This window comes from Streptomyces sp. NPDC049687 (genome assembly GCF_044465285.1).
In the GTDB taxonomy this organism is placed as follows: Bacteria; Actinomycetota; Actinomycetes; order Streptomycetales; family Streptomycetaceae; genus Streptomyces.
The window spans coordinates 942,212-964,139 of the sequence record NZ_JBITLN010000001.1 but is presented as its reverse complement, the minus strand read 5'-3'; the positions used below and the strand labels follow the sequence as shown (position 1 = coordinate 964,139).

16 protein-coding genes and 1 pseudogene are annotated in these 21,928 nt (G+C 68.8%); 9 read left to right on the top strand and 8 right to left on the bottom strand.

The window, feature by feature from the left end; all coding sequences use genetic code 11:
• Positions 1-971: 971 nt before the first annotated feature.
• A complete protein-coding gene (locus ACIBVL_RS04405) occupies positions 972-1,103 on the bottom strand; it encodes a hypothetical protein (protein WP_399091486.1) in 132 nt (43 codons plus the stop codon).
• A gap of 213 nt (positions 1,104-1,316) precedes the next feature.
• Here ACIBVL_RS04405 and ACIBVL_RS04400 point away from each other — a divergent pair, with 213 nt between their 5' ends.
• The 7 genes and pseudogenes from ACIBVL_RS04400 to ACIBVL_RS04370 all read left to right on the top strand — a co-directional run bounded on the left by ACIBVL_RS04400 (position 1,317) and on the right by ACIBVL_RS04370 (position 10,433).
• A complete protein-coding gene (locus ACIBVL_RS04400; protein WP_399091483.1) occupies positions 1,317-2,234 on the top strand; it encodes a pentapeptide repeat-containing protein in 918 nt (305 codons plus the stop codon).
• 199 nt (positions 2,235-2,433) lie between these two features.
• Positions 2,434-3,898, top strand: a pseudogene (locus tag ACIBVL_RS04395) (ABC transporter ATP-binding protein); the annotation flags it as partial.
• 733 nt (positions 3,899-4,631) lie between these two features.
• A complete protein-coding gene (locus ACIBVL_RS04390; RefSeq protein ID WP_399092064.1) occupies positions 4,632-5,318 on the top strand; it encodes an ABC transporter ATP-binding protein in 687 nt (228 codons plus the stop codon).
• Positions 5,315-7,612 (top strand): FtsX-like permease family protein, encoded by a 2,298-nt coding sequence (locus tag ACIBVL_RS04385; RefSeq protein WP_399091480.1) that lies wholly within the window; start codon positions 5,315-5,317, stop codon positions 7,610-7,612. Before ACIBVL_RS04390 ends, ACIBVL_RS04385 begins: the two co-directional genes overlap by 4 nt.
• A gap of 438 nt (positions 7,613-8,050) precedes the next feature.
• Positions 8,051-8,725, top strand: coding sequence for an O-methyltransferase (locus ACIBVL_RS04380; protein ID WP_399091477.1), 675 nt, complete (start codon positions 8,051-8,053; stop codon positions 8,723-8,725).
• 137 nt (positions 8,726-8,862) lie between these two features.
• On the top strand, positions 8,863-9,792 hold the full coding sequence (locus ACIBVL_RS04375; protein ID WP_399091474.1) for an oxidoreductase: 930 nt from the start codon (positions 8,863-8,865) through the stop codon (positions 9,790-9,792).
• A gap of 74 nt (positions 9,793-9,866) precedes the next feature.
• A complete protein-coding gene (locus tag ACIBVL_RS04370) occupies positions 9,867-10,433 on the top strand; it encodes an antibiotic biosynthesis monooxygenase (protein ID WP_399091471.1) in 567 nt (188 codons plus the stop codon).
• A gap of 90 nt (positions 10,434-10,523) precedes the next feature.
• Here ACIBVL_RS04370 and ACIBVL_RS04365 read toward each other — a convergent pair whose 3' ends face one another.
• Positions 10,524-12,617 (bottom strand): SulP family inorganic anion transporter, encoded by a 2,094-nt coding sequence (locus ACIBVL_RS04365; RefSeq protein WP_399091469.1) that lies wholly within the window; start codon positions 12,615-12,617, stop codon positions 10,524-10,526.
• Positions 12,614-13,219 carry a carbonic anhydrase gene (locus ACIBVL_RS04360; RefSeq protein ID WP_399091466.1) on the bottom strand — a complete coding sequence of 202 codons (606 nt, stop codon included), beginning with the start codon at positions 13,217-13,219 and terminating at the stop codon, positions 12,614-12,616. Before ACIBVL_RS04360 ends, ACIBVL_RS04365 begins: the two co-directional genes overlap by 4 nt.
• A 278-nt stretch (positions 13,220-13,497) precedes the next feature.
• Here ACIBVL_RS04360 and ACIBVL_RS04355 point away from each other — a divergent pair, with 278 nt between their 5' ends.
• Positions 13,498-14,484 (top strand): winged helix-turn-helix domain-containing protein, encoded by a 987-nt coding sequence (locus tag ACIBVL_RS04355; protein ID WP_399091463.1) that lies wholly within the window; start codon positions 13,498-13,500, stop codon positions 14,482-14,484.
• Complete coding sequence (locus ACIBVL_RS04350; RefSeq protein WP_399091460.1) at positions 14,484-15,971, top strand: ATP-binding protein; 1,488 nt, start codon at positions 14,484-14,486, stop codon at positions 15,969-15,971. Before ACIBVL_RS04355 ends, ACIBVL_RS04350 begins: the two co-directional genes overlap by 1 nt.
• Before the next feature lie 25 nt (positions 15,972-15,996).
• On the opposite strand, the gene nirD is transcribed toward ACIBVL_RS04350, so the two are convergent.
• The 5 genes from nirD to ACIBVL_RS04325 form a co-directional block, all read right to left on the bottom strand.
• Entirely contained in the window at positions 15,997-16,359 is a 363-nt protein-coding gene (gene nirD, locus ACIBVL_RS04345) for a nitrite reductase small subunit NirD (protein ID WP_399091457.1), read from the bottom strand.
• On the bottom strand, positions 16,356-18,953 hold the full coding sequence (nirB, locus tag ACIBVL_RS04340; RefSeq protein ID WP_399091454.1) for a nitrite reductase large subunit NirB: 2,598 nt from the start codon (positions 18,951-18,953) through the stop codon (positions 16,356-16,358). Before nirB ends, nirD begins: the two co-directional genes overlap by 4 nt.
• Positions 18,953-20,167: an NAD(P)/FAD-dependent oxidoreductase gene (locus ACIBVL_RS04335; RefSeq protein WP_399091451.1), complete on the bottom strand. Its 1,215-nt coding sequence runs from the start codon at positions 20,165-20,167 to the stop codon at positions 18,953-18,955. Before ACIBVL_RS04335 ends, nirB begins: the two co-directional genes overlap by 1 nt.
• A 182-nt stretch (positions 20,168-20,349) precedes the next feature.
• Complete coding sequence (locus tag ACIBVL_RS04330; protein ID WP_399091448.1) at positions 20,350-21,066, bottom strand: class F sortase; 717 nt, start codon at positions 21,064-21,066, stop codon at positions 20,350-20,352.
• Positions 21,067-21,181: 115 nt separating this feature from the next.
• The gene (locus tag ACIBVL_RS04325) at positions 21,182-21,724 is read right to left on the bottom strand and encodes a hypothetical protein (RefSeq protein WP_399091445.1); all 543 of its coding nucleotides are present in this window, start codon (positions 21,722-21,724) and stop codon (positions 21,182-21,184) included.
• Positions 21,725-21,928: the final 204 nt, after the last annotated feature.

The following is a 21,928-nucleotide window of genomic DNA, read 5'->3' as shown; positions in this document are numbered from 1 at the left end:
CTGGCCGAATACAGAATCCCGCTCAACTCGGGGACAGATGGGGGACGATCTTCGTCGTTACCTTCGCAACAGACCGGCCAGAAACATTGGCAAATCGAAGCAAAGTCACCCAAATTGCAACTTCTTTGGGCCAACCTGCGGATGCCTCCGCAGGACCTTCAGCTAAGGCTCCCTCCAGGCACGCCCTGAAAGGGATACTTACTTGGCGGTCGGTTCGGTGATCACGACCGTAGGGTGACAACAGGGGAAGAGCGGTGGATTTCACTTTCTGGGCCGATTGGGCACGCGCATTATTGGGTGCGGCAGTCACATACGCAGCAATCATGCTGGTCTGGACATTGGTAACAAAGACCGCTTCTTTTAGCGATCCGTACGGCCGCACTGGGCGTCATGTCATTCCTGTACCTCTTTGGATAATCCGCCCTCGTACCGGGACTCTCACTGGTAAGTTGCGCGCTTGTTCCGCTCTCCGACGGCATCAGGGATTGCCCACCACACCGCACTCGCTTCATGAGTTAGTAGCAATGGATCGCTCCAGGCGTCAGCTTGCAATGGGCCGCCTCGTCTGGACCCTCGTAATACCTTCTGTACTCCTGCTCGGCAGCGTGATGCTGGGAATATGGCTGCTCTCCGAGCGGTTTTCCACCGGACCATTATCTTCGCTACCCGACCTCTACAAAACTCTCGAAGTCACATTGGGTTCAAAAGGATGGTACAACCGCGTAAGCGAAAACTGCAATTCATGGACCTACCTACGAGGCTGCGAATCAACGAGCGAACCATGGTGGGGCGGTATTGAATCCGGTTTTCTCTTCGGAATATCCCTGGCGTGCCTATTTTGTGCATGGAGGATCCGTCGAATAGCCGCTCGCGAATTTGACGTCTGGGGCAAGCAATACCCCCCAATCTTGGAATGCCTAGGTGCCCTTGCCTCGTGCCGTGACACCTTGCGCCCCACTCCCCCCAACCTATCACTCCTCGACAATCGAATCTCCGAACTGCGCGCGGCGATAAAAGAATTCTCTCGAGTAGGGCTCCCTGGAGACATCGACCGCCGCGCCGAATTCAGGGAGCACGGTGAACAGGTATCCCAGGTCCTTCACGCCGCAATGGGAAAGGTTCTGCGAGACGGTAACGGCTCATTGCCAACACTCATACAATTACTTGCCACCGTTCAGGGCCGGCTACATGAATCGCGGTGGCTCGTACTGCTCGATGCGTCTACGTTGAGCAGCGCAGCCAGCGCCAACCCGCCCCCCGCTCCGAGCTCCCCAACGGCAACACCATCAGCAGATTCGAGAGGGGGACAACGATTCGTGGCCATAGCGACAGCACTACCCACGATTCCAGCTCTCCTTGCTCTGGGGTTCACTGCGGTAACAGTAAGTCAAGCGGCGGACACACTGAAGCTCACCCAGCGGGATCAAATCGCCTCCGACTACAACGATACCGTCGACAATCTTGGCGCCGAATCAATAAACGTCCGAACCAGTGCCATATTTGCCATTCAACGGATCATGCGAGATTCTCCTAGCGACCAGCCTGCACTTGTCAAAATCCTGGCTTCTTACGTCCGGGGGCACGCTAAAATCCCTAGCCCGAAAGAAGCAGAGAAGCTAAGGAAAAATGAGAAAACTCGTCCGGCGGATGATGTTCAGGCTGCCCTTGATGTTCTAGGTTCGCGAGAAATCAACTCAGAGGCGGATCCGGTAGTAGATCTTCAGAACACGTTCCTTGTCGGAGCATCCCTCGGCGGTGGATCGGGTTTCTACGACGCAGACCTTCGCGGTGCAGACTTGACTCGCGCAGATCTACGTGACGGAATGTACGAAAGCGCCTGGTTCGACGATGCCCGGATGTCCGAATCGCTCTTGGGGAACGCCGATTTCGACCAGGCTACTTTCATTAATGCGGATCTCAGTCACGCTTGGTGGAATGGGGCAAGTTTTGAGAATGCGGATCTGACAGGCGCCAACCTGACCGGTGCCGACTTCTTGGGCGACGACGAGGGGATTCTGGATCTGAGCGGCGCAGAATTTTCAGGTGCGGACTTGACCGAAGCAAACTTGACGGGTGCGTACGCCGTTGAGGCCGACTTTAGTAAAGACTCCGCGCAAGATATCCCGGCCGCAACACTCACGCGCACGAATTTCACGAACACTGAGCTTAGAGGGGCCCGACTGGACGGAGCCGACCGGCGAACGGCTCTTTGGGAGGGAGCAAACCTTCCCTGACGGGCGCCGCCCGCTCCTCGTGGCCTGGGGATTCCCAGTCGCTGGCCCTTGCCAGGGGACACCTGGGGGAAGTGCGCGCAGACTCCGGTCCGATGCCCTCACACCTCCCGGTCGCTGCGGCTTTCGGGGTCTCGTTCAGGCTGTGGTGGACTCGCTCTCCAGGTGGCGGAGGAGGGAGGGGGCACAATCTCCTCTCGGAGTGGTGGCAGCGATCACCGTTCGTACCTCTGAGAGCCGACCCGCATCTCTCAGCGTGGCGGCGAAAATTGCTACCCGGTGGTCGAGCCGATTGTCTTCGGCTATTGGACCTGAGCTTTGGGCTGGAGCCGCTTCGGGGCGAGTGATGGCCGACGGCGCGGTCACGTCGGTTGTCGAAGAGTCTCTCGGCAACCTGGTCCTCACCCAGGCGTACGGCTGCCAGGACGCCGAGCGCCGTCGGCTGAGCCAGGAGGCGACGGCGTGGTTCCGGGCCGCCGTCCGCTCGGCCCGCCTCAACCAGGCATACGGTCAACTCGTCCAGGTCATCGAGACGGTCTGCGTCCTGGCGGTCATCAGCATCGGGGTCTGGGAGATCTCTGAGGGCCACATGACCCTCGGCCAACTCCTCGCTTTCGCCGCCCTCCTGAGCTACCTCTACCCACCCATCCGCAGCCTGGCCCAGCTCGGCCTCCTGATCACCGCCGCCACGGCGGGCGCGGAGCGCCTGGTCGAGGTATTGGACACGCGTCCCGCCGTAGCCGACCCGATCGACTCGGCCCCTCGTCCGAGAGGGCGCCCCGACGGAACGGTAGAGGTACGGAACGTCTCCTTCCGCTACCCCGGCGCGGAGAACGGGGCCGCGGCCGTCGAAGGCCTCTCCTTCACCGCGCACCCCGGAGAACTGGTGATCATCACCGGCCCGAGCGGTGCGGGCAAGTCCACCGTCTCGAAACTCCTCCTGCGCTTCTACGACCCCGACTCCGGCTCCGTCCTCCTGGACGGCACCCCCCTTCACGACTACCCGCTGGAGCGACTGCGTGAATACGTGACCCTGCTCCCACAGGAGACCCTGGTCCTGCACGACACGGTCCGCGCGAACATCGCCTGCGGCCGGCCCGGCGCGAGAGGCCATCATCGAAGCGGCGCGGGCGGCCGACGCCCACGACTTCATCACCGCGCTGCCCGACGGCTACGACACCCGGATCGACCCCAACTCGGCCTGCCTCTCCGGCGGCCAGCTACAACGCCTCGCCATCGCACGGGCGATACTCCGCGACGCGCCGGTCCTGGTCCTGGACGAGCCGACCACCGGCCTCGACGCCATCGCCACCCGCCGCATCATCGAACCCCTGCGCCGCCTGATGGCCGGCCGCACCACCATCATGATCACCCACGACCTCAACCTCGCCCCCGACGCCGACCACATCCTCGTCCTCGACACCGGCCACATCACCGAGACGGGCCACCACGCCGACCTCTTGTCCCACGGCGGCACTTACGCCCGCTTGCACGGCTCCCAGAACACGGGCTCCGCGGACAGGGGGGAGACGGGGGCTTGCCCTGTGGGGCGGGAGGGGTACGCGTACGCGCAGGTCGCACCGGATGCGTACGTAGGGCAGACCTATGCCGGGCCGTACGCCTGGACTGACTCTTGGGCTGACTCCTGGGCTGGGCCGGTGTCGTGAGGTGATCTAGGGGACTGAATCGTCGGACTCGATCCACACCGATCGGCGGCGGCTTGGCGCACGAGAGAAGGGCGGCACTCTGTGTGGGTGTCGCCCTTTGCGATGGGTTTGGGGCGGGGTGGCTGGAAGTCGATCACCTGATGGGATGGCAGGTAGGTGACGGAAGGATTCAGCTTGTAATCAATCCGCTACCTTCTGTGACTCCTGGGGTCGGTGGAAGCTCTAGGGCTCGACAGAGAGGGCGAGGAATGAAGAGGGCATGGACGGCCGTGCTTGCTGCGGGACTGTTCTTTGTGGGTGTGGGTACGGCGGCAGCGGACGCGTGGCAGGAGCTCCCTGAGATGCGCCCGGATGGTGTTGCGTTCCGCGACGGTGCCTACCGATTCAATCCTGCTGAGCGGAACCACGGTGCCTTCGAGTGGACGGGATACCTCGAGGATGCCGCACCGAACGATGGCCACAACGTCTACATCCAAGCACGGGTCGAGAGGCACGGCTGGTCCCGTTACAACGGCAAGCAGCGTCGCACGGTCTACTTGCACCACTCCAATTGGGATGGTGCCCAACGCTACACGCAAGACGCCGAAATCAGGGCGTGTCGCGATCGTGGCAGTCTCCGGCCGGACAACTGTTCCCCGACGGTTCACCGTAGGAACCCGTCGCACTGACTCCAATTCGAACTGCTGAGGCCCGGGGTGGGTGCCCGGGCCTCAGCTCGTCATAGGGGAAAAAGATCAACACGTCAGAAGTTCTGTGGGCCAAGGACGTTGAGCTCTGTTACGGCGAGACCCGGGCTGTCACACGTGCGGAATTGACAGTGCGTCGCGGCGAGGTCGTGGCGATCACAGGGCAGAGCGGTTCTGGGAAGTCCTCGCTGCTGTACTGCCTGGCCGGAGTACTGCCTGTAGCCCGTGGGGAGGTGCGGTTCGAGGGAAGCTCCCTTTCGGAGCTGGATGACGAGGAACTTAGCGCCCTGCGGCGAGAACGGTTCGGGTTCGTGTTCCAGTATGGGGAGTTGCTGCCAGAGCTGACAGTGGAGGAGAATGCGGCGTTGCCGTTGCGCCTGGCTGGGCAGCGCAAAGCCGAGGCGCTCACCGCTGCAGGGGAGGTGCTGGGACGGCTGGGGCTTGAGGAACTGCGACAACGCAGGCCCTCGCAAATCTCCGGAGGCCAGAGTCAACGCGTAGCTGTCGCCCGCGCGTTGGTCCATCGACCGGCAGTGGTCTTCGCCGATGAGCCTACAGGATCGCTCGACAGCGCGAACGCTGACGCCGTACTGGAGGAATTCCTGGCCCTGGCCAGGTATCAGGGCACGGCCGTTGTTCTCGTTACTCACGATCCCGCTGTGGCCGCTCGTGCGGACACCCGCTACACCATGCGAGACGGTGTGCTGGCTTGCCAAACCAGGGAGGCGTCGTGAAAGAACTGCTGCTCGGACTGCGGCTGTTGTTGGGCAGCGGTCGAGGCAATCGCGCGCGGTTTCTGCTCATGACGCTCGGTGCCGCAATCGGCGTGTGCTGCCTGGCCATGGTCCTGGCAATCCCCGGGATTCTGGCAGCGCAGGACGCTCGCAAGGCCGCGCGCGAGCCGGAGTGTGTTGTCGACGGACGAGGTATTTGTAACGCCGGCCGCCGAGCGGCTCTCGAACTGGTCCGTACGGATCCCTTCGGTTCTCAGCCCATGACCCGTGTCTTTCTCGCTCGCGGAACCACTCCGATGGATCCCCCGCCGGGCTTGAAGGGGTTTCCTTCGGCTGGCGAATTTTTCGTGTCTCCTCGATTGCATGAGGTACTGCGGGATGCGCCGGGGCTTTCGCAACTGTTTCCTGGTAAGGAGGCTGGACAGATCACCTCCCAAGGACTGGCTCATCCTGATGAGCTTTACGCCTACATCGGCGTCGGTCGGGGCGATCTCGCGGAGGGTGATCGATTTACACGCTTCGGTATGTCCTTTACATGGAGCCCGACGGTGGAGGGCTCAGCGCTCGACATCGTGCGCTTCACTCTTGCCGGAGTGGTCCTGCTGCCCCTTGGCGTCTTCTTGGTGGTATGCGCTCAGCTTTCCGCTGCTTCGCGGAACCGCCGGCTTGCGGCACTGCGGCTTCTGGGGATGAGCCAGAGGGGCGTGCGGCGGGTCAATGCTACCGAAACTGTGGTGGCCGCAATTCTAGGCGCTGTATTGGGGATCGCTGGCTACTGGCTCGTGAACCTGGTCGTTGCCCGGATCGGTCTGCCAGGCTTCAAATGGTATCCGTCTGACGGATCGCTGTCGCGGTCCACGGTCGCCACCTGTCTGGTCGGATGCCCCTTACTGGCCTGGTTCGCGGGGCGATTGGGTGGTCGCCAAGCGGCTTCAAAGCCGCTGGAAGTCCGGCGTAGCGCTGTGGCTAAGCGGCCGGCGAAGTGGGGGTTGCTCCCGCTCGTTCCTGGCCTGGGTGTTGTGACGGGGTACTGCGTGGCTGGGGCGACGGGTCATGCGCCTCGAGACACTGAGCTTTCCTCGATTCTCATGCCGATCGCCGTCGTGTTGGTCGGTGTCGGACTGGTCCTGACTCTGCCGTTGCTGTCCGGGGCGGTGGCTCGGCGTTTTGCTGAGTCGACCCGTTCACTATCTCTCGGGCTTGCCATGCGACGCCATGAGGTCGAACCGGGTGGGGCGTTCCGAGTGGCTACCGGACTAGTTCTTCTGGTGTTCGGAGCTTCTCTCGTGCAGGGTGTACTCATCGAATTGGATCAAGTCACGCGGAATACGTCGGCGACCCAAACATACAAACTCAATCTCGATGCTGCGACGTACGGGCAGCAGCGAGCTTTTGAGGAGTTGCCGGGAATCCGAGGGCATGCGGTTGAGGCGGCCTCGTGGGCCAAGCCTGATGCCTGGCGCAATCCGAAGCTTCACGCTGTGGTGGCCACGTGTCGCCAGGTGCGTGCCATGGCACCTCACTTCGGCCACTGTGAGGAAGGGCAGCCAGCAGTCCTCGTGAATTCCGCCAATACCGATATGGACGCGGAGGCCCGACCAGGGGTTTCTTACCCATTCCATCTGCGGAACGAGAAGGGTGAGCGCCGTGTGATGACTTTGAAGGTCCCACACGCAACCGTCCGGTTCCGGGATGAGTCGGGCCTCTCCGTCTTCAATAGCGGCCAGATTCTCGTGCCTCCGTCTGCGTTGCCTGTAGGCTTCCGGCCGGAGGACGCTACTCTCACGCTGATTAGCCGGTCAGCCCCTGATACCGTCCGGACGGTCCTGGACGGCATTGGGGGAGTTGACCCGACCGTGGAAGTGAGGACGCCTGGAATCAATGTCAGTGCCCTCCAGCAGGTGGCTATCGTCAAATCATTGCTCGCAGTGGGCATGGTCCTCGGCATGGTCATCGGCGTTGCCGCGTATCTGGTAGCGGCAACCGATCGCGCCGTTGAGCGTCGCCCACAGGTGACAGCCCTCGCTTTGCTCGGCGCGCGCGCTCGTACCCTTCGAGTCGTCCAGGCCGTCCAGGTTGTGGTGCCGCTTGTAGTAGGGCTCGTCTTGGCCGTTGTCCTTGGAAAGATGGCGGAGTCGAGTTATCTCGTCACTGGCGGTGGTGCCATCTTCTGGGATGGCGACGGTGTGCCACTACTGTTGGCTTGCGCCTTCGGGACGGTGATCATTGCGGCTGCGGGATCTTGGCCGTTGGTCGGTCGGCGGATCGATCCCGAGTTGATTCGGCGCGACTGACAGTCGAAAGTTGCACGAAGCGAAGGGCGGCACCTGCTGTGAGGTGCCGCCCCTTTCGGTGGTGCCCGGTTTCGATGCGTCGGGTTACTGACTGAAGCGATGCGTGTGAGGAGTCGGTTGCCTCTTAGGGGCAAGCGACCATGCCTGATTCCGGATCTGCGATCCTGACGGCCTTCGGGGAATTTCAGGATCGAACACAGAGATCTAGGCCGTCTCGTCGAGGAAGGTGGAGACAAGCAGGTCGAGCCCCGCCTCCTGTTCGCCGAGGGATCAGAAGCCCACGGCCTCGTGGGCCCACGCTGGCGGGAGGACGGCGGCCAGTGCTCGTCACACAGTCGCCTCGTCCGTCACCCGCACAGGCCGGCCCCGGTCCGGGCGATCTTGAGGTTTAGGCTGGCGGTCGGTAGTGGCGCAGTCATGAGCCAGGGGGAGACGGTCATGTACGAATCCGAAAGCGCCTGGCGGGATGTCGACGCCTACTTTGTCGACACGCTCGTTCCGGAGGATCAGGCGCTGGTCGAGGCTCGGGAGTCCGGGCGGGGGAGCAGCATGCCTCAGGCGGAGGTGGCTGCCAACCAGGGGAAGCTTCTTGCCCTGCTGTGTGGGATGGTCGGGGCGCGCCGGGTGCTGGAGTTCGGGACTCTGGTCGGGTACAGCACCGTCTGGCTCGCGCGGGCCGTGGGGGACGCAGGGCATGTCACGTCGCTTGAACTCGAGGAGAACAATGCCGCCGTCGCTCGGGGCAATCTGGAGCGGGCCGGTGTCGCCGGGCGGGTTGACGTCGTGGTCGGGTCTGCGGCGGAGTCGGCCTGGCGGCTCGTCGAGGAGGGGGTGGAGCCGTATGACTTTGTGTTCATCGATGCCGACAAGCCCAGTAACCCGGAGTACTTGAAGGCCTCGCTCGCGCTGACCCGCGCCGGGAGTGTGATCGTGATCGACAACGTGGTGCGGAATGGTGCCGTCGTCGATCCCGACAGTGCCGATGCGCGGGTCCAGGGTGTGCGGGCGGTGCTTGCGGACATCGCTCGGGATTCCCGGCTGGAGGCGACCGCGTTGCAGACGGTGGGGTCCAAGGGGTGGGACGGGTTCACCGTCGTGAGGCGGGTCCGGTGACGCCGCCCGCCGGGTGGACGCCGGAAGCGCAGGGTCGCGGTGTCGTGGACACGGCGCGAACCGGGGATGCGTGACCGGGAGCGCCGTAGGCTCGGACGAGCAGCGGTGAGCAGCGGAGCGACGGAAGGGCAGCGGTCATGGCAGGCTGGAGCGCGTACGACATTCCCGACCAGGGCGGTCGATCCGCCGTCGTCACCGGGGGGAACAGCGGGCTGGGGTACGTCACCGCGCGCGAACTCGCCCGGAAGGGGGCGCGCGTGGTGCTCGCCTGCCGGAGCGAGGCGCGGGGCGTGGAGGCTCTCGGGCGGCTGAAGCGTGAGGTGCCGGGTGCCGAGGTGGAGTTCGGGCGGCTCGATCTCGCGGACCTCTCCTCCGTACGGGAGTTCGCGATGTCGTACGACGGCCCCCTCGACCTTCTCGTCAACAACGCCGGCGTGATGGCGTTGCCGTACGGGACGACCGTCGACGGCTTCGAGACGCAGTTCGGGGTCAATCACCTCGGGCACTTCGCGCTCACCGGGCTGCTGCTGCCCGCGCTGCTCGCCGCACCGCCCGGTGCCCGGGTCGTCACCGTGTCCAGCATGGCCCATCTGCTCGGCAACATCGACCCCCGGGATCTCAACTCCGAGCGCCGGTACCGCCGTTGGGTCGCCTACGGCCGTTCCAAGACCGCCAATCTGCTGTTCACACACGAGCTGGCGCGGCGGTTGGCGCTCACCGGTGCCGATGTCGTCGCGGCGGCCGCGCACCCCGGGTACGCGGCCACCAACCTCCAGCTCGCCGGTCCCCGGGCGGAGGGGCGGCGGATCGCCGAGCGGCTGATGGAGCTCGGCAACCGGGTGATCGCCCAGCCCGCCGAGGCCGGTGCGCTGCCCGCCCTGTACGCCGCCACCGCGCCCGGGGTTCGGCCGGACTCCTTCACCGGGCCGTCCCTCGCGATGTGGCGCGGGGCGCCCGCACCGTCGAGGCGGGCGCCCTGGACGACCGACGACGCGGTGGCGCGGCGGCTCTGGGACGCCTCCGCGGAGCTGACGGGTGTGTCCTACGACGCACTCAAGGCCGGATGACCGCTCCGCGGACCGGTTCATTCGGCGGCGCGGACCAGGCATGACCCGCGCCGTATGTGGCACCCGTGGTGAGCATGAGCACCACGGAAGTGCGGCGGGGTGAGCCGATCACCACGGTCCTCACCTGGGAGGTGCGCCCCGGTCGGGAGCAGGAGTTCGAGGACTGGACGCGCGGGATCACCCGCTGCGCCAGACGGTTCCAGGGCAACGAGGGTGTCTCGTGGCTGCGGCCCGAGCAGGGCCACCGTTTCCACGCGGTGCTGCGCTGGTCCGATCAGCACCGGCTCGCCGCCTGGCTGGAGTCGGACGAGCGGGCGGCCTGGCACGCGCGGATCGCGGGCGTCGCCACGGAGATCGGCAGCGAGCGGCAGTCGACGTCCGGGATGGAGACCTGGTTCAGCCTGCCCGGCACCACCGTGCAGCCCCCGCCCCGCTGGAAGATGGTGCTCACCACGTTCCTCGGCGCCTATCCCTTCACGCTGCTGATCCAGTCGCTGGTGACGCCCCGCACGGGTGCCTGGCCCCTGCCGCTGCGGTCCGCCGTGTTCCCGGTGGTGCTGCTGCCGACGCTGACGTACCTGGTGATGCCACGGCTGAGCCGCCTGCTGCGGCGGTGGCTGTACCCGCCGCCGGATCACTGACCGGCGAGGCGGGGCCCGGACCGGGCCCCGCCGACACTTCACCTCTTCACCGATGACCTCGGGTTCACCGATGAGTCGGGCGGTCCGTGACTACCGCTGCCCGTAACCCGGCGCGTACTCCTCCGCGTACCGCTGTGCGAAGTCCTCCGGCATGGGGGTGGTGTCCAGGTAGAACCACTCGGCGGTGGGGCCGGGAGCGGCCGCGGCGGCAGAGGGGGCGGAGGCGGTGGCCGGGCGGCGGGGGAGGGAGCCCGGTCGCGGGGACCGGACGGCTCCCGGCCGGGGAGATCGTTCGGCTGCCGGCCCTTGGGGCCAGTCGGCTCCCGGCTGTGGGTGTCGTTCGGCTCCCGGCCCCTGCGGCCAGCCGGCGCCGGGCTGCGGGAACCGCTCGTCACCCGTCGGCGGGAACCGCTCGTCCCCGGGCCAGGGGAACGCCTCGTCCCGCGGGTGCGGGAACGGCTCGTCCGTCAGCCGCGCGGACTCCTCAGCCCTCGCCTCTTCGACCGGACCGGTGTCGGAGGCCGGGTGCTTCCCCGGACCCGGCATCAGCAGCTCCACCCGCAGCCCCTTCCCGCGCTGCTGGGCGGTGAACTGCTCCACCTGGCTGCGGCAGGCGTGGTCGAGGTGGGTCACGCCGGTGAGGTCGAGGCGGATCCGGGGCTTGCCGGCCTCGGCGGCGGCCTCCAGGGCCTCGATGACCTGGGGCAGACGCAGGAACGTCGCGTTCCCGGCCATGACCACCTTCGCGGTGTCCTCCTCGATGTGCTGCCGGATGACGGTCTGGGACATGCGGACGGCCGCCAGGACGATGCCCGCCGCGAGGCCGATCAGGACGCCCTCCAGGAGCGCCGTCGCCACGATGACCAGCGTGGTGACCGTCATGACCGCGAACTCGCCCCGGTCCTGCCGCCACATCTTGGGGAACTCCTCGGGCGCGAACAGCTTCCAGCCGCTGTGCACGAGCACGCCCGCCAGGACCGAGATCGGGATCAGCGCCAGTACCTGGGGCAGGAGCAGTGCGAAGGCGAGCAGCCAGAGGCCGTGCAGGGTGCGGGAGAGACGGGTCTTGGCGCCCGCCTGGACGTTCGCCGAACTGCGGGCCACGACCGCCGTGATGGGGAGGGCGCCGAGGAGTCCGGCGACCGTGTTGCCGGCGCCCTGGGCGATCAGCTCGGGGTTGTAGCGGGTGCGCGGACCGTCGTGCATACGGTCCACCGCGGCCGCCGTGAACAGGGACTCGGCGGAGGCGATCACCGTGAAGGTCAGGATCGCCGTGATGATGCCGGCGTCGGCCAGACCCGCGAACTGCTCCGGGCCCGGCATGTCGACCGCGGCCAGCAGGTTGCCCACCTGGAGGGTCTTCACCTCCACACCCGGGAGCGCGGCGACCGCGATGCCGATGCCCACGGCGACCAGGGCCGCCGGCACCTTCTTCACCGGTCCGGGCGCCTTCTTCCAGAGGAAGCTGAGGACGACCGTGACGATGCCGAGGCCGGCCGCGATCATCGCCTGCGGGTCGGCGACCGTGTCCGCGAGCAGGCCGGGGATGCCGGCGATGTTCTCGATCGGGGTGCCGGGGGCCTTCGCGTCCATCGCCGGGTACGCCTGGCTGAACATCAGCGGCAGACCGATGCCGGCGAGCATGCCCTGGACGACGGCCAGGGAGATCGCCTGGAAGAAGCGGCCCAGCTTCACCAGGCCGAGGACGATCTGGAGCAGGCCCGAGAAGAGCACGATCACACCGAGCATGGCCACGCCGTGCTCCAGCACCGTCTCCGAGACCAGCGCGGCAAGACCGGCGGCCGGCCCGCTGACCTGGAGCGTGCTGCCGCGCGCCGCGCCCACCACCAGACCGCCGATGACCCCCGAGATGATGCCCAGCTCGGCGGGGACACCAGAGGCGACGGCCACACCGATGCAGAGGGGGAGCGCGACCAGGAAGACGACGAGGGACGCGGTGATCTCGGTGGCCAGGTCGGGCCTGGGGCCCTTCTGTTTCCTCTGGTTCGTCCGGTCGGCCGCCGTGTCGTGCGCCGAGCCCGCGGGGGCGCCGTACCTCGGGTCGCCCGCCCTGGGGTCGCCGTACCTCGGGTCGTCTGCCCTGGGGTCGCCGGACCTCGGGTCGCGTGCCCTGGGGTCGCGCGCCCTCATGCCCCGCGTCCTGGTGGCGTGTGCGCCGCTCATGCCGCATGCACCCGGAACAGCCCGTCCTCGTCCAGCTCGTGCACCCGGCCGGTGTCCACCTCGTAGTACCAGCCGTGCAGCCGCAGCCCTCCCGCGTCGAGACGCCGCCGTGCGGCCGGGTAACTCCGCAGCACCGCGAGCTGGTTGACGACGTTCAGCTGGGCGATGTCCGGCAGCCGCGGATCCGCCACGTCCCCGTCCAGGACGGGGGCCAGCCTCGGGCGGGCCAGCTGCAGCCAGGCGTCCACGCCGGGCAGGGCGGACAGGTCGTCGCCGGACTTGAGCGCGCCCATCGCGCCGCAGTGGGAGTGGCCACACACGACGATGTCCTGAACGCCGAGCACCTCCAGCGCGTACTCGATGGTGGCGGCCTCGCCCGAGGCGCCCTGCCTGCCGTGCGGCGGAACGATGTTTCCCGCGTTGCGCAGCTCGAATATCTCACCGGGCCGAGCGCCCGTTATCAGGGCTGGAATCACCCGTGAATCCGAGCAGGTGATGAACAATGCCTCGGGGTATTGACCTTCGGCCAGCCGCTGGTATTCGCCGCTTTCGAAGCCGACCCGTCGTTGGAACGAGCGGGCGCGGTCCAGCAGTGCTTTCACGTTTCCTCCCGGTGCTTTCATCCCAGGTCAGAGCTGGTCGTCGTGGGGGGCCGACCAGGTCCGACGAGTTCCTCTTCACCGTAGGGGAGGCTTTGCCAGGCGAAGGTTAGAGGAACACTAAACCGCCGACAAAAATGGGACAGTTTTCATCCCGGGTGGTCGCGAACTGAGCCGCTGCTCACATTCTTCCGATCGATACGGCGGTTTATCGGTCGTTCGTTGTAGCGTGGCGTCTCCACGGAACACGCGAATTCGGTTCACGGGAGAGACGGGAACGCATGGGCGTACGAGTCCTGCTCATCGAGGACGACCAGACGATCGCCGAACCGCTCGTCGAGGGTCTCGGGCACTTCGGGCTGACGGTGCATCACGTCGGCACGGGGAACGAGGGTTTGAGAGGGCCGTACGGCGATGTCGTCCTGCTCGACCTGGGGTTGCCCGATGTGGACGGCATCGACGTCTGCCGCGGTATCCGGCAGGCCTCCGACGTCCCCATCATCATCCTCAGCGCGCGGGGCGAGGAGGCCGACCGGGTGCTGGGCCTCGAGCTGGGGGCCGACGACTATCTGGCGAAACCGTTCAGCATGCGGGAGCTGGTGGCCCGGGTGCGGGCGGTGACCCGGCGGACCCAGCGCGGGGCAGCGGGGGCGGAGCCGGCCGGTGGGGAGTCCTTCGCGGCCCCCGCCTCCTCCTTCGAGCCGGTGTACTCGCCTCCGGCCCCCGCGTCCCCGCCGGCCGAGGCCCCCGTCGGTGCCGCCGGCCCGCTGGTCGTCGACCGGCGGACCCGGCAGGTGTGGGTGGGGGAGGAGGCGGTGACGCTGACGCCGAAGGAGTTCGAGTTGCTGGCGCTGCTCACCGAGGACCCGGGGGCCGTGTACTCCCGGCAGCAGATCCTCGACCGGGTCTGGGACCCGCACTACGAGGGGCCCACCAAGACGCTGGACGTGCATGTGGCCACGCTGCGGCGGAAGTTGGGCAACCCGGCGTGGATCCAGACCCTGCGCGGAGTCGGATTCCGGCTGGCGGTCCACTCCCAGCCGCCGGCCGCCCCGCAGCCGCCCGCCCCACAGCCCCAGCCGGCCGCCCACGAGTCACAGCAGTACCGGTCCACCGGGTACCAGGACCCGCCCGCGTACGAGCGGCCGGCCTACGAGGAGTCGGGCTACCAACAGTCGGCCTACGCGCAGCCCACCTACGAACGGCCCCCGTACGACCACCCGTTCACCCGCCCCGTCCCCACCCCCCACCCCTCGGCGGCCTACTGATGACGCGGCGTCTGCTGCTCAGTTACCTCACGCTCGCCGCCCTGCTCCTGCTCTGTCTGGAGATCCCCCTGGGGTTCGTCTACTCGCGGGGCGAGCGGGAGCAGGTGATCAACGTGGCGAAGGACGAGGCGGAGTCGGTGTCGGCGTTCGCCTCGCTGTCCGTCTCGGCGGGCCGGGCCGCGCAGGACCTGCCCGAGCGTGCCGCGCACTGCGCGGAACGCATCGGCGGCAAGGTGCTGATCGTCGACCAGGACGGCGCCCTGCTGGCCACCTCGCATCCGCTCAGCGCCTCCGAGGAACGCAGCCTCGCCTCCTGGCCGGGTATCGCCGCCGCACTGCGCGGCACCGCCACCGCGGACGTGCGCACCTCCACCATCGGCGGGGTGGAGTACCTCGCGGTGGCCACCCCCGTACGGCACGGCGCCGAGCAGCAGGGCGCCGTCCGCATCACCGTGCCGACCCGGATGGTGCACGAACGGGTCCACCACGTCTGGCTGCTCCTGGTCCTCGGCGGGCTCGCCGCACTCACCGCGGTCGCCGTCGTCGGGTTCGCGATCGCCCGCTGGACCGGCCGCCCGATCCGTGAACTGGAGCACGCCACCCATGAGTTGGCCGTTGGCGGCACCGCCGTGCCGGTGGCGATCACCAAGGGGCCGCCGGAGGTGCGCAGCCTCGCCGCCACCTTCAACCGCACCGCCGCCCGCCTGGAACACCTCCTGGCCTCCCAGCGCGCCTTCGCCGGCGAGGCCTCGCACCAGCTGAAGACCCCGCTCGCGGCGCTGCGGCTGCGGCTGGAGAACCTGGAGAACGACATCGCCCTGAACGCGCGGGGCTCACTCACCGCCGCGCTGACCGAGACCGACCGGCTGGCCCGGATGGTGGAGGGGCTGCTGGCGATGGCCAGGCTCGACGAGAGCGCCGCCGAGCCGGAGCGGATCGATCTGGGGCAGGTGTGCGCGGAACGCCACCGCGCCTGGACTCCGCTGTACGAGCAGCACGGCGTGTGGCTCGCGCTGGCCGGGGACTACACGGGTGAGGTGCTGGCGCTGCCCGGCGCGGTGGAGCAGATCCTCGACAACCTTCTCTCCAACGCCCTGCGGGTGTCGCCCCCCGGCTCCACGGTCTCCATCGACCCGCGTCACCACGCGCTCCACGAGCGCCGCTTCCCGCACCGCGCCACGGCGCCGGCCTGGGTCGAGCTGCATGTCATGGACGAGGGCCCCGGCATGACCGAGGAGCAGCGCCGTCGTGCCTTCGACCGGTTCTGGCGTGCCCCGGACGCTCCCAAGGGCGGTACCGGTCTCGGCCTGGCTCTCGTGCAGCGCCTCGCCCACGCGAGCGGTGGCGAGGCGGTCCTGCGGCGGGCGCCGCGCGGCGGCCTCGACGCCGTGATCCGGCTTCCGGCGGTACTGGGCCGGACCGCCGTCGCAGTGCCCTCCCAGCGGCCGGCGAGACCCCTGCAGACGGCGGCACCGGGTCGGCGCTGACCCGATGCCGCCGTCTGGTCCGGATTCAGGCCGCCGTCCGCACCTCGTACGTCGCGATGCGGACCGTCTCGTCGTCCAGGCACTGCCCGCTCCGCAGGTCGAAGCGCTGCTTGAGCAGGGGGGAGGCGACGAACGGGCGGCCCTGGTGGGTGCCGGTCAGGCCGCGGGAGAGGACCGCCGCCCCGCCGAACGGGTCGCGGTTGTCGATGGCGTACAGCTCGCCCGCGCGGTCGCGGAACAGGGCGACCTGGCGGCCGTCGGGCAGCAGGGCGGCCACGCCCCGGCCGGGGAGGAGCCGGCTCAGGTCGCAGATCGTGAACCAGCCCTCCGCTCCCTCTCCCAGAAGCAGTTGGACCTTCAGATCGGTCGTCTCGGGTGCCAGGGTCATCGCGGGGCGCTCCCTTCCAGGGGACGGTGGCCGATGGTCAGCAGCGGCAGGTCGGGCTTGATCTGGTCGCGCTCGGGGACGAAGCCGACGACCGGGTCGGGGGTGTCCGGCGCGTTGATGAAGGACACGAACCGGGCGAGCTTCTCGGGGTCGTTGATGGTGGTCGCCCACTCGTCGGCGTAGTTCGCCACGTGGTCCGCCATCAGGGACTCCAGCTCCTCGCAGATGCCGAGGGAGTCCTCCACGACCACGTCGCGCACGTGGTCCAGGCCGCCGGGGATCCGCTCCAGCCAGGTGGAGGTGCGCTCGAGGCGGTCGGCGGTGCGGATGTAGAACATCAGGAACCGGTCGATCAGGCGGATCAGTTCGGCGTCGGTGAGGTCCTGGGCGAGCAGGTCGGCGTGGCGCGGGGTGGCGCCGCCGTTGCCGCCGACGTACAGGTTCCAGCCGTTGGAGGTGGCGATGACGCCGAAGTCCTTCGACTGCGCCTCGGCGCACTCACGGGCGCAGCCCGACACCGCCGACTTGAGCTTGTGCGGGGACCTGAGGCCCCGGTAGCGCAGCTCGAGGTCGATCGCCATCCGGACGGAGTCCTGGACGCCGTAGCGGCACCAGGTCTGTCCCACGCAGGACTTGACGGTCCGCAGCGACTTTCCGTACGCGTGGCCCGACTCGAAGCCGGCGTCCACCAACCGTGCCCAGATCAGCGGCAGTTGCTCGACACGGGCGCCGAACATGTCGATCCGCTGGCCGCCCGTGATCTTCGTGTAGAGGCCGAAGTCGCGGGCGATCTCGCCGATCACGATCAGGCCCTCGGGGGTGATCTCACCGCCGGGGATGCGCGGGACGACCGAGTACGAGCCGTTCTTCTGGAGGTTGGCGAGGAAGTGGTCGTTGCTGTCCTGCAGGGCCGCCTGCTCGCCGTCCAGGACATAGCCGCTCGCGCCGATCGTCGGGGCGAGGGAGGCGATGATCGAGGCGACCGCCGGCTTGCAGACCTCGCAGCCGTCGCCGCCCCGGGCGCCGTCGCGGCCGTAGCGGTCCAGCAGGTCCTGGTAGGTGTTGATGCGCAGGGCGAGGACGATCTCGTACAGCTCCTCGCGGGTCTGGGAGAAGCAGCCGCACAGGCCCTTGTCGACCTCGACGCCGCTCGCCTCCAGCTCGGCGGTGACCAGCTGGCCGAGGACCTTGACGCAGGAACCGCAGCCCGTGCCCGCCTTGGTGCACTTCTTCACCTCGGGCACGGTCGTGCACTGGTGGTCGGTGACCGCGCCGCGGATCGTGCCCTTGCTGACGTTGTGGCAGGAGCAGATGATCGCCTCGTCCGGCAGGGCGGACGGGCCGAGCTGGGCGCCGCCGCCCGAGCCCGCGGGCAGGACCAGCGACTCGGGCGAGATCGGCGGGACCGAACCCGTCAGGGCCCGCAGGGTGCCGTACGCGTCCGCGTCGCCGACCAGGATGCCGCCGAGCAGTGTGCCGTCCCGGCCGATGACCAGCTTCTTGTACAGGCCCGAGCGGGAGTCGGAGTAGACGACGTCCAGGCAGTCCTCGGCGGTGCCGTGCGCGTCACCGAAGGACGCCACGTCCACGCCGAGCAGCTTCAGCTTGGTGGACAGGTCGGCTCCGGTGAAGGACGCCTCGTCCGCGGCGATGGTTGCGGCGGCGGTCTCCGCCTGCTCGTAGCCGGGGGCCACCAGGCCGTACACCCGGCCGTCGGCCGCGAGGGCGCACTCGCCGATCGCGAAGACGTGCGGGTCGGACACGGTCCGGCACTGCTCGTCGACCGTGATGCCGCCACGCTCGCCGACCGTCAGACCGCAGTCGCGGGCGAGCTGGTCGCGGGGGCGGACACCGGCGCTGAACACCACCAGGTCGGTGGCGAGTTCGGAACCGTCGGACAGCTTCATACCGGTGACCGCGCCGTCCTCGCCGACGACGATCTCCTGAGTGCCCACGCCCGTGTGGACGGACAGGCCCATGTCCTCGATGGTGCGCAGCAGGGCCGCGCCACCGCCCTCGTCGACCTGGACGGGCATCAGACGCGGCGCGAACTCCACGATGTGGGAGGTGAGTCCGAGCCCCTTCAGCGCACCGGCCGCCTCGAGTCCGAGCAGACCGCCGCCCACCACCGCACCCGTCGTCGCCCTGGTCTTCGCGTACTCCTCGATCGCGAGGAGGTCCTCGATCGTGCGGTAGACGAAGCAGCCCTCGGCGTCCTTGTTCGGGACCGGCGGTACGAAGGGGTAGGAGCCGGTGGCGAGGACGAGGGTGTCGTACTCGAAGACCTGGCCGGACCTGGCCGTGACCTTCTTCGCCTCGCGGTCGATCGTCTCGGCCGGGTCGCCGACGTACAGCTCGATGCCGTGGGTGGCGATGAACTCCATGTCGGTCATGGAGAGTTCCTCGGGCGTCTTGCCCGAGAAGTACGAGGTGAGCGCGACGCGGTCGTAGGCGGGACGCGGCTCCTCGCACAGGACGACCACGCGGTGCGTGGCGGTCAGGCCGCGCTCGGCGAGCGCTTCGAGGAAGCGCTGGCCGACCATGCCGTGGCCGACGAGCACGATCGTGGGGGTGGCCCCCAGGGTGGCGGTCATCAGGAGCCTCCATCGTTGGTGAGCAGGTGGAGCAGGGGGCCGCCGTCGGACGGGAGCGGCTCTGCTCCCTCCCAGGCGCGCGCCAGCGCGCCGACGGTGCCGAGTTCGCCGACGAGGACCCCGCCGACCAGGCGGTCGTCGCGGACGACGACCTTGCGGTAGGTGCCTCGGGTGGCGTCGGCGAGCTGCACGACGTCGTCGCCGGGGAGCGGCTCGGTCTCGCCGAACGCGGCGAGGTCGAAGGCGCTGTTCCCGGAGAGGGTGAGCCGGGTGAGGGCGCGGGTGCCGGTGTAGCGGGAGCCGGTGTCCCCGGCCAGCGACTCGGCGAGCACATCGGCCTGTTCGAGGGCCGGGGCGGCCAGCCCGTACACGTTCCCGTCGTGCTGGGCGCAGTCGCCGATCGCGCGGATGTGCGGGTCGGACGTACGGAGTTCGTCGTCGACCAGGATTCCCTTGTGCACGGCGATCCCCGCGGCCTTGGCGAGACCGGCGCGCGGGGAGACCCCGCAGGCCAGCACCACCAGGTCGGCGTCGAGCGCGTAGCCGTCGGCCATCTCGACGGAGCGGACGGCGCCGCCGACGCAGCGCACGTCCCGCACCCGGCACTCGGTGTGGACCTCGACGCCGAGGTCCTTCAGGTGCCGGAGCACCAGCCGGGAGGCGCCCGGGTCGAGCTGGCGCTCCATGAGCCGCTCGGACTGCTGGGCGAGCACGACCTGCGCGCCGCGCACCGCGAGGGCGCGGGCCGCGGAGACCCCGAGGAGCCCACCGCCGATCACCACGGCCCGGACGCCGGGCCGTACGGCCTTGGACAGGCCCAGGCAGTCGTCCATGGTGCGGAAGGCGTGGACACCCTCGGGGAGTACGTGGTCCGGGGTGAACAGGCCGCGCAGGGGCGGCAGCACCGGGTTGGAGCCGGTCGCCAGGACCAGCGTGTCGTATGCGATCTCCGAGCCGTCCGCGCAGGCCACGGTCCGCCGGTCGCGGTCGATGCCGGTGACCCGGGTCCGGACCAGCCCGGCGGGCGCGGGCAGCGCGATCACCTCGGGGGCGTACCGGCCGGCGAGCACCTCGGCGAGCAGCACCCGGTTGTACGGACGGTGCTCCTCCTCGCCGACGAGCAGCGCGGGCATACCCAACTCACCGAGCCGGCGGGCGAGACGTACGCCCGCGAGGCCGGCGCCGATCACCACCACACGCGAATTCGAGGTCATGTCATCGAGCGTGCGGTGCGGAGGTTACCCGGTCGCATCACGGTTGTTTCCCGCGAGGAACGCTGCCCTCAGCGGGGGCGGGGCGGGAGTGTGAGGGTTTCCGTGGCCGGTGGGAGGGGGTGTGTGAGGAGTTCGCGGGAGGCCGTCACCTCGGAAGACCCTCAGGTGCGCGGCTCGCGCGCCTACCGGGACCGCGGGGCCCTGGCCAGGCCGGACATCCCCTTCGCCATGCTCGCGTAGGAGCGGTCGCCGGTCCAGTGGCTCCCCGTCAGATGTGCGAACACGACCACGTTGCCCTGGTAGCCGGTCGTCTTCGAGTAGCCGCCGCCGCAGGTGATCACCCGTAGCTCCGGGCGGGCGGCGGCGCCGTAGACCTTGGTGTCGGGGAAGTGGCGGGCGTCGTGGACCTCGACCGCGTCCACCGTGAAGACGGCGACGGTGCCGTCCCGGCGGTCGACCTCGATGGTGGCGTGTCTGCGCAGGGCGCCGAGATCGTAGAAGACGGCGGGGCCCTCGCCGTTGTCGACGTGTCCGGCGACGATCGCGGTGCCCCGTTCGCCGGGGGTGGTGCCGGCCTCGTACCAGCCGGCGAGATTCTTCTTCTCGGCGGGCGGGACGCCGAGGCCGCCGGTGGCGGTGAGGGCCAGGCCCGTCAGGGGGGCGTCCACGTGGATGGCGGGGATGCGGATCCGGTCGGGCGGGGAGGGCGGCAGGGCCGGGGCGGACCCTATGGCTGCGTCGTCGCCGCTGTCGTCGCCGCCCGCGTGGGCGGCCTGGGCGGCGGAAGGCTGCGGTGGGGCATGGGTCTCGGCGCCGCTGCGCAGCAGCCACGCGCCCGCGCAGAGGGCGACCGCGGTGACGGCCGCTATGACGGTGTTGCCGACCGCGCGCATGTGCATCACAACCCTTCTCCTCGGGGCCCGGCCCCGTGCCCCCCTCCGGGCCGCGAGGGGCGTCGGGCCCGGAGGGGGAGGGGACATGCGGTACCGCTGGACGGACAGCGGAGGGTGTCCGTCAGATCCCGTCGCCTCTCGCCCGGCGATGCAGGAGCCAGGTACCGCCCGCGGCGGCGACGGCGAGAGCCGCCACACCGGCCGCGGTCTGCACGGGGTCGGGGCCGAGTGCGCCGCCGACCCCCGTCTTCACACTTCCGCGCGGCGGCACCGGCTGCTGCCGGTCCGAGGCCAGCGTCACGACCAGGTCCCCGGTGATCCGCCGGCCGTCCTCCGCGCACTGGGCGACGATCTCGTACGTCCCCGGCTGCGCGCTCGGCGGCACCCGGAACTCCCCGCTCGCCTCGCCCCGGTGGGTGCCGGGCGCCAGCGTGAAGCGGCCGGCACCCACCGCGCCGGCGTCGCCCGCCGCCGTACCGCCCTCGCCGCACGCCGCCGTGTTCACCGTGACCGGGCCGCCCGGCACCGCGGTGGCGGGGCGGAACCCGAGATCCCCGACATCGCCGTCCGCTCCGTGCACGGGGGCGGCGACCGCGCCCGCGGCGGCGACGGCGAGCGCGGTGCCGGTCAGCAGTCGGGCGGTACGACGGGCGGTGCGACGCATCTGCGGTCCTCCGGGCTCTTCGGGTCGCGTCCCTGCCCTTCCGAGGTAAGTCGCAGCGCGGCCGGCGCGCTTCCTGAGGGGATGTCAGGAATGGGATGAACGGGTGTCAGGTGTCCGGCCGGGCGGGGTGATCAGGCGGTCGTTTCAGCAGGTCACCGGTGTGCGGGCGGCGGGGGCGCGGAAAAGCGGCGGCAGGGGGTGTGA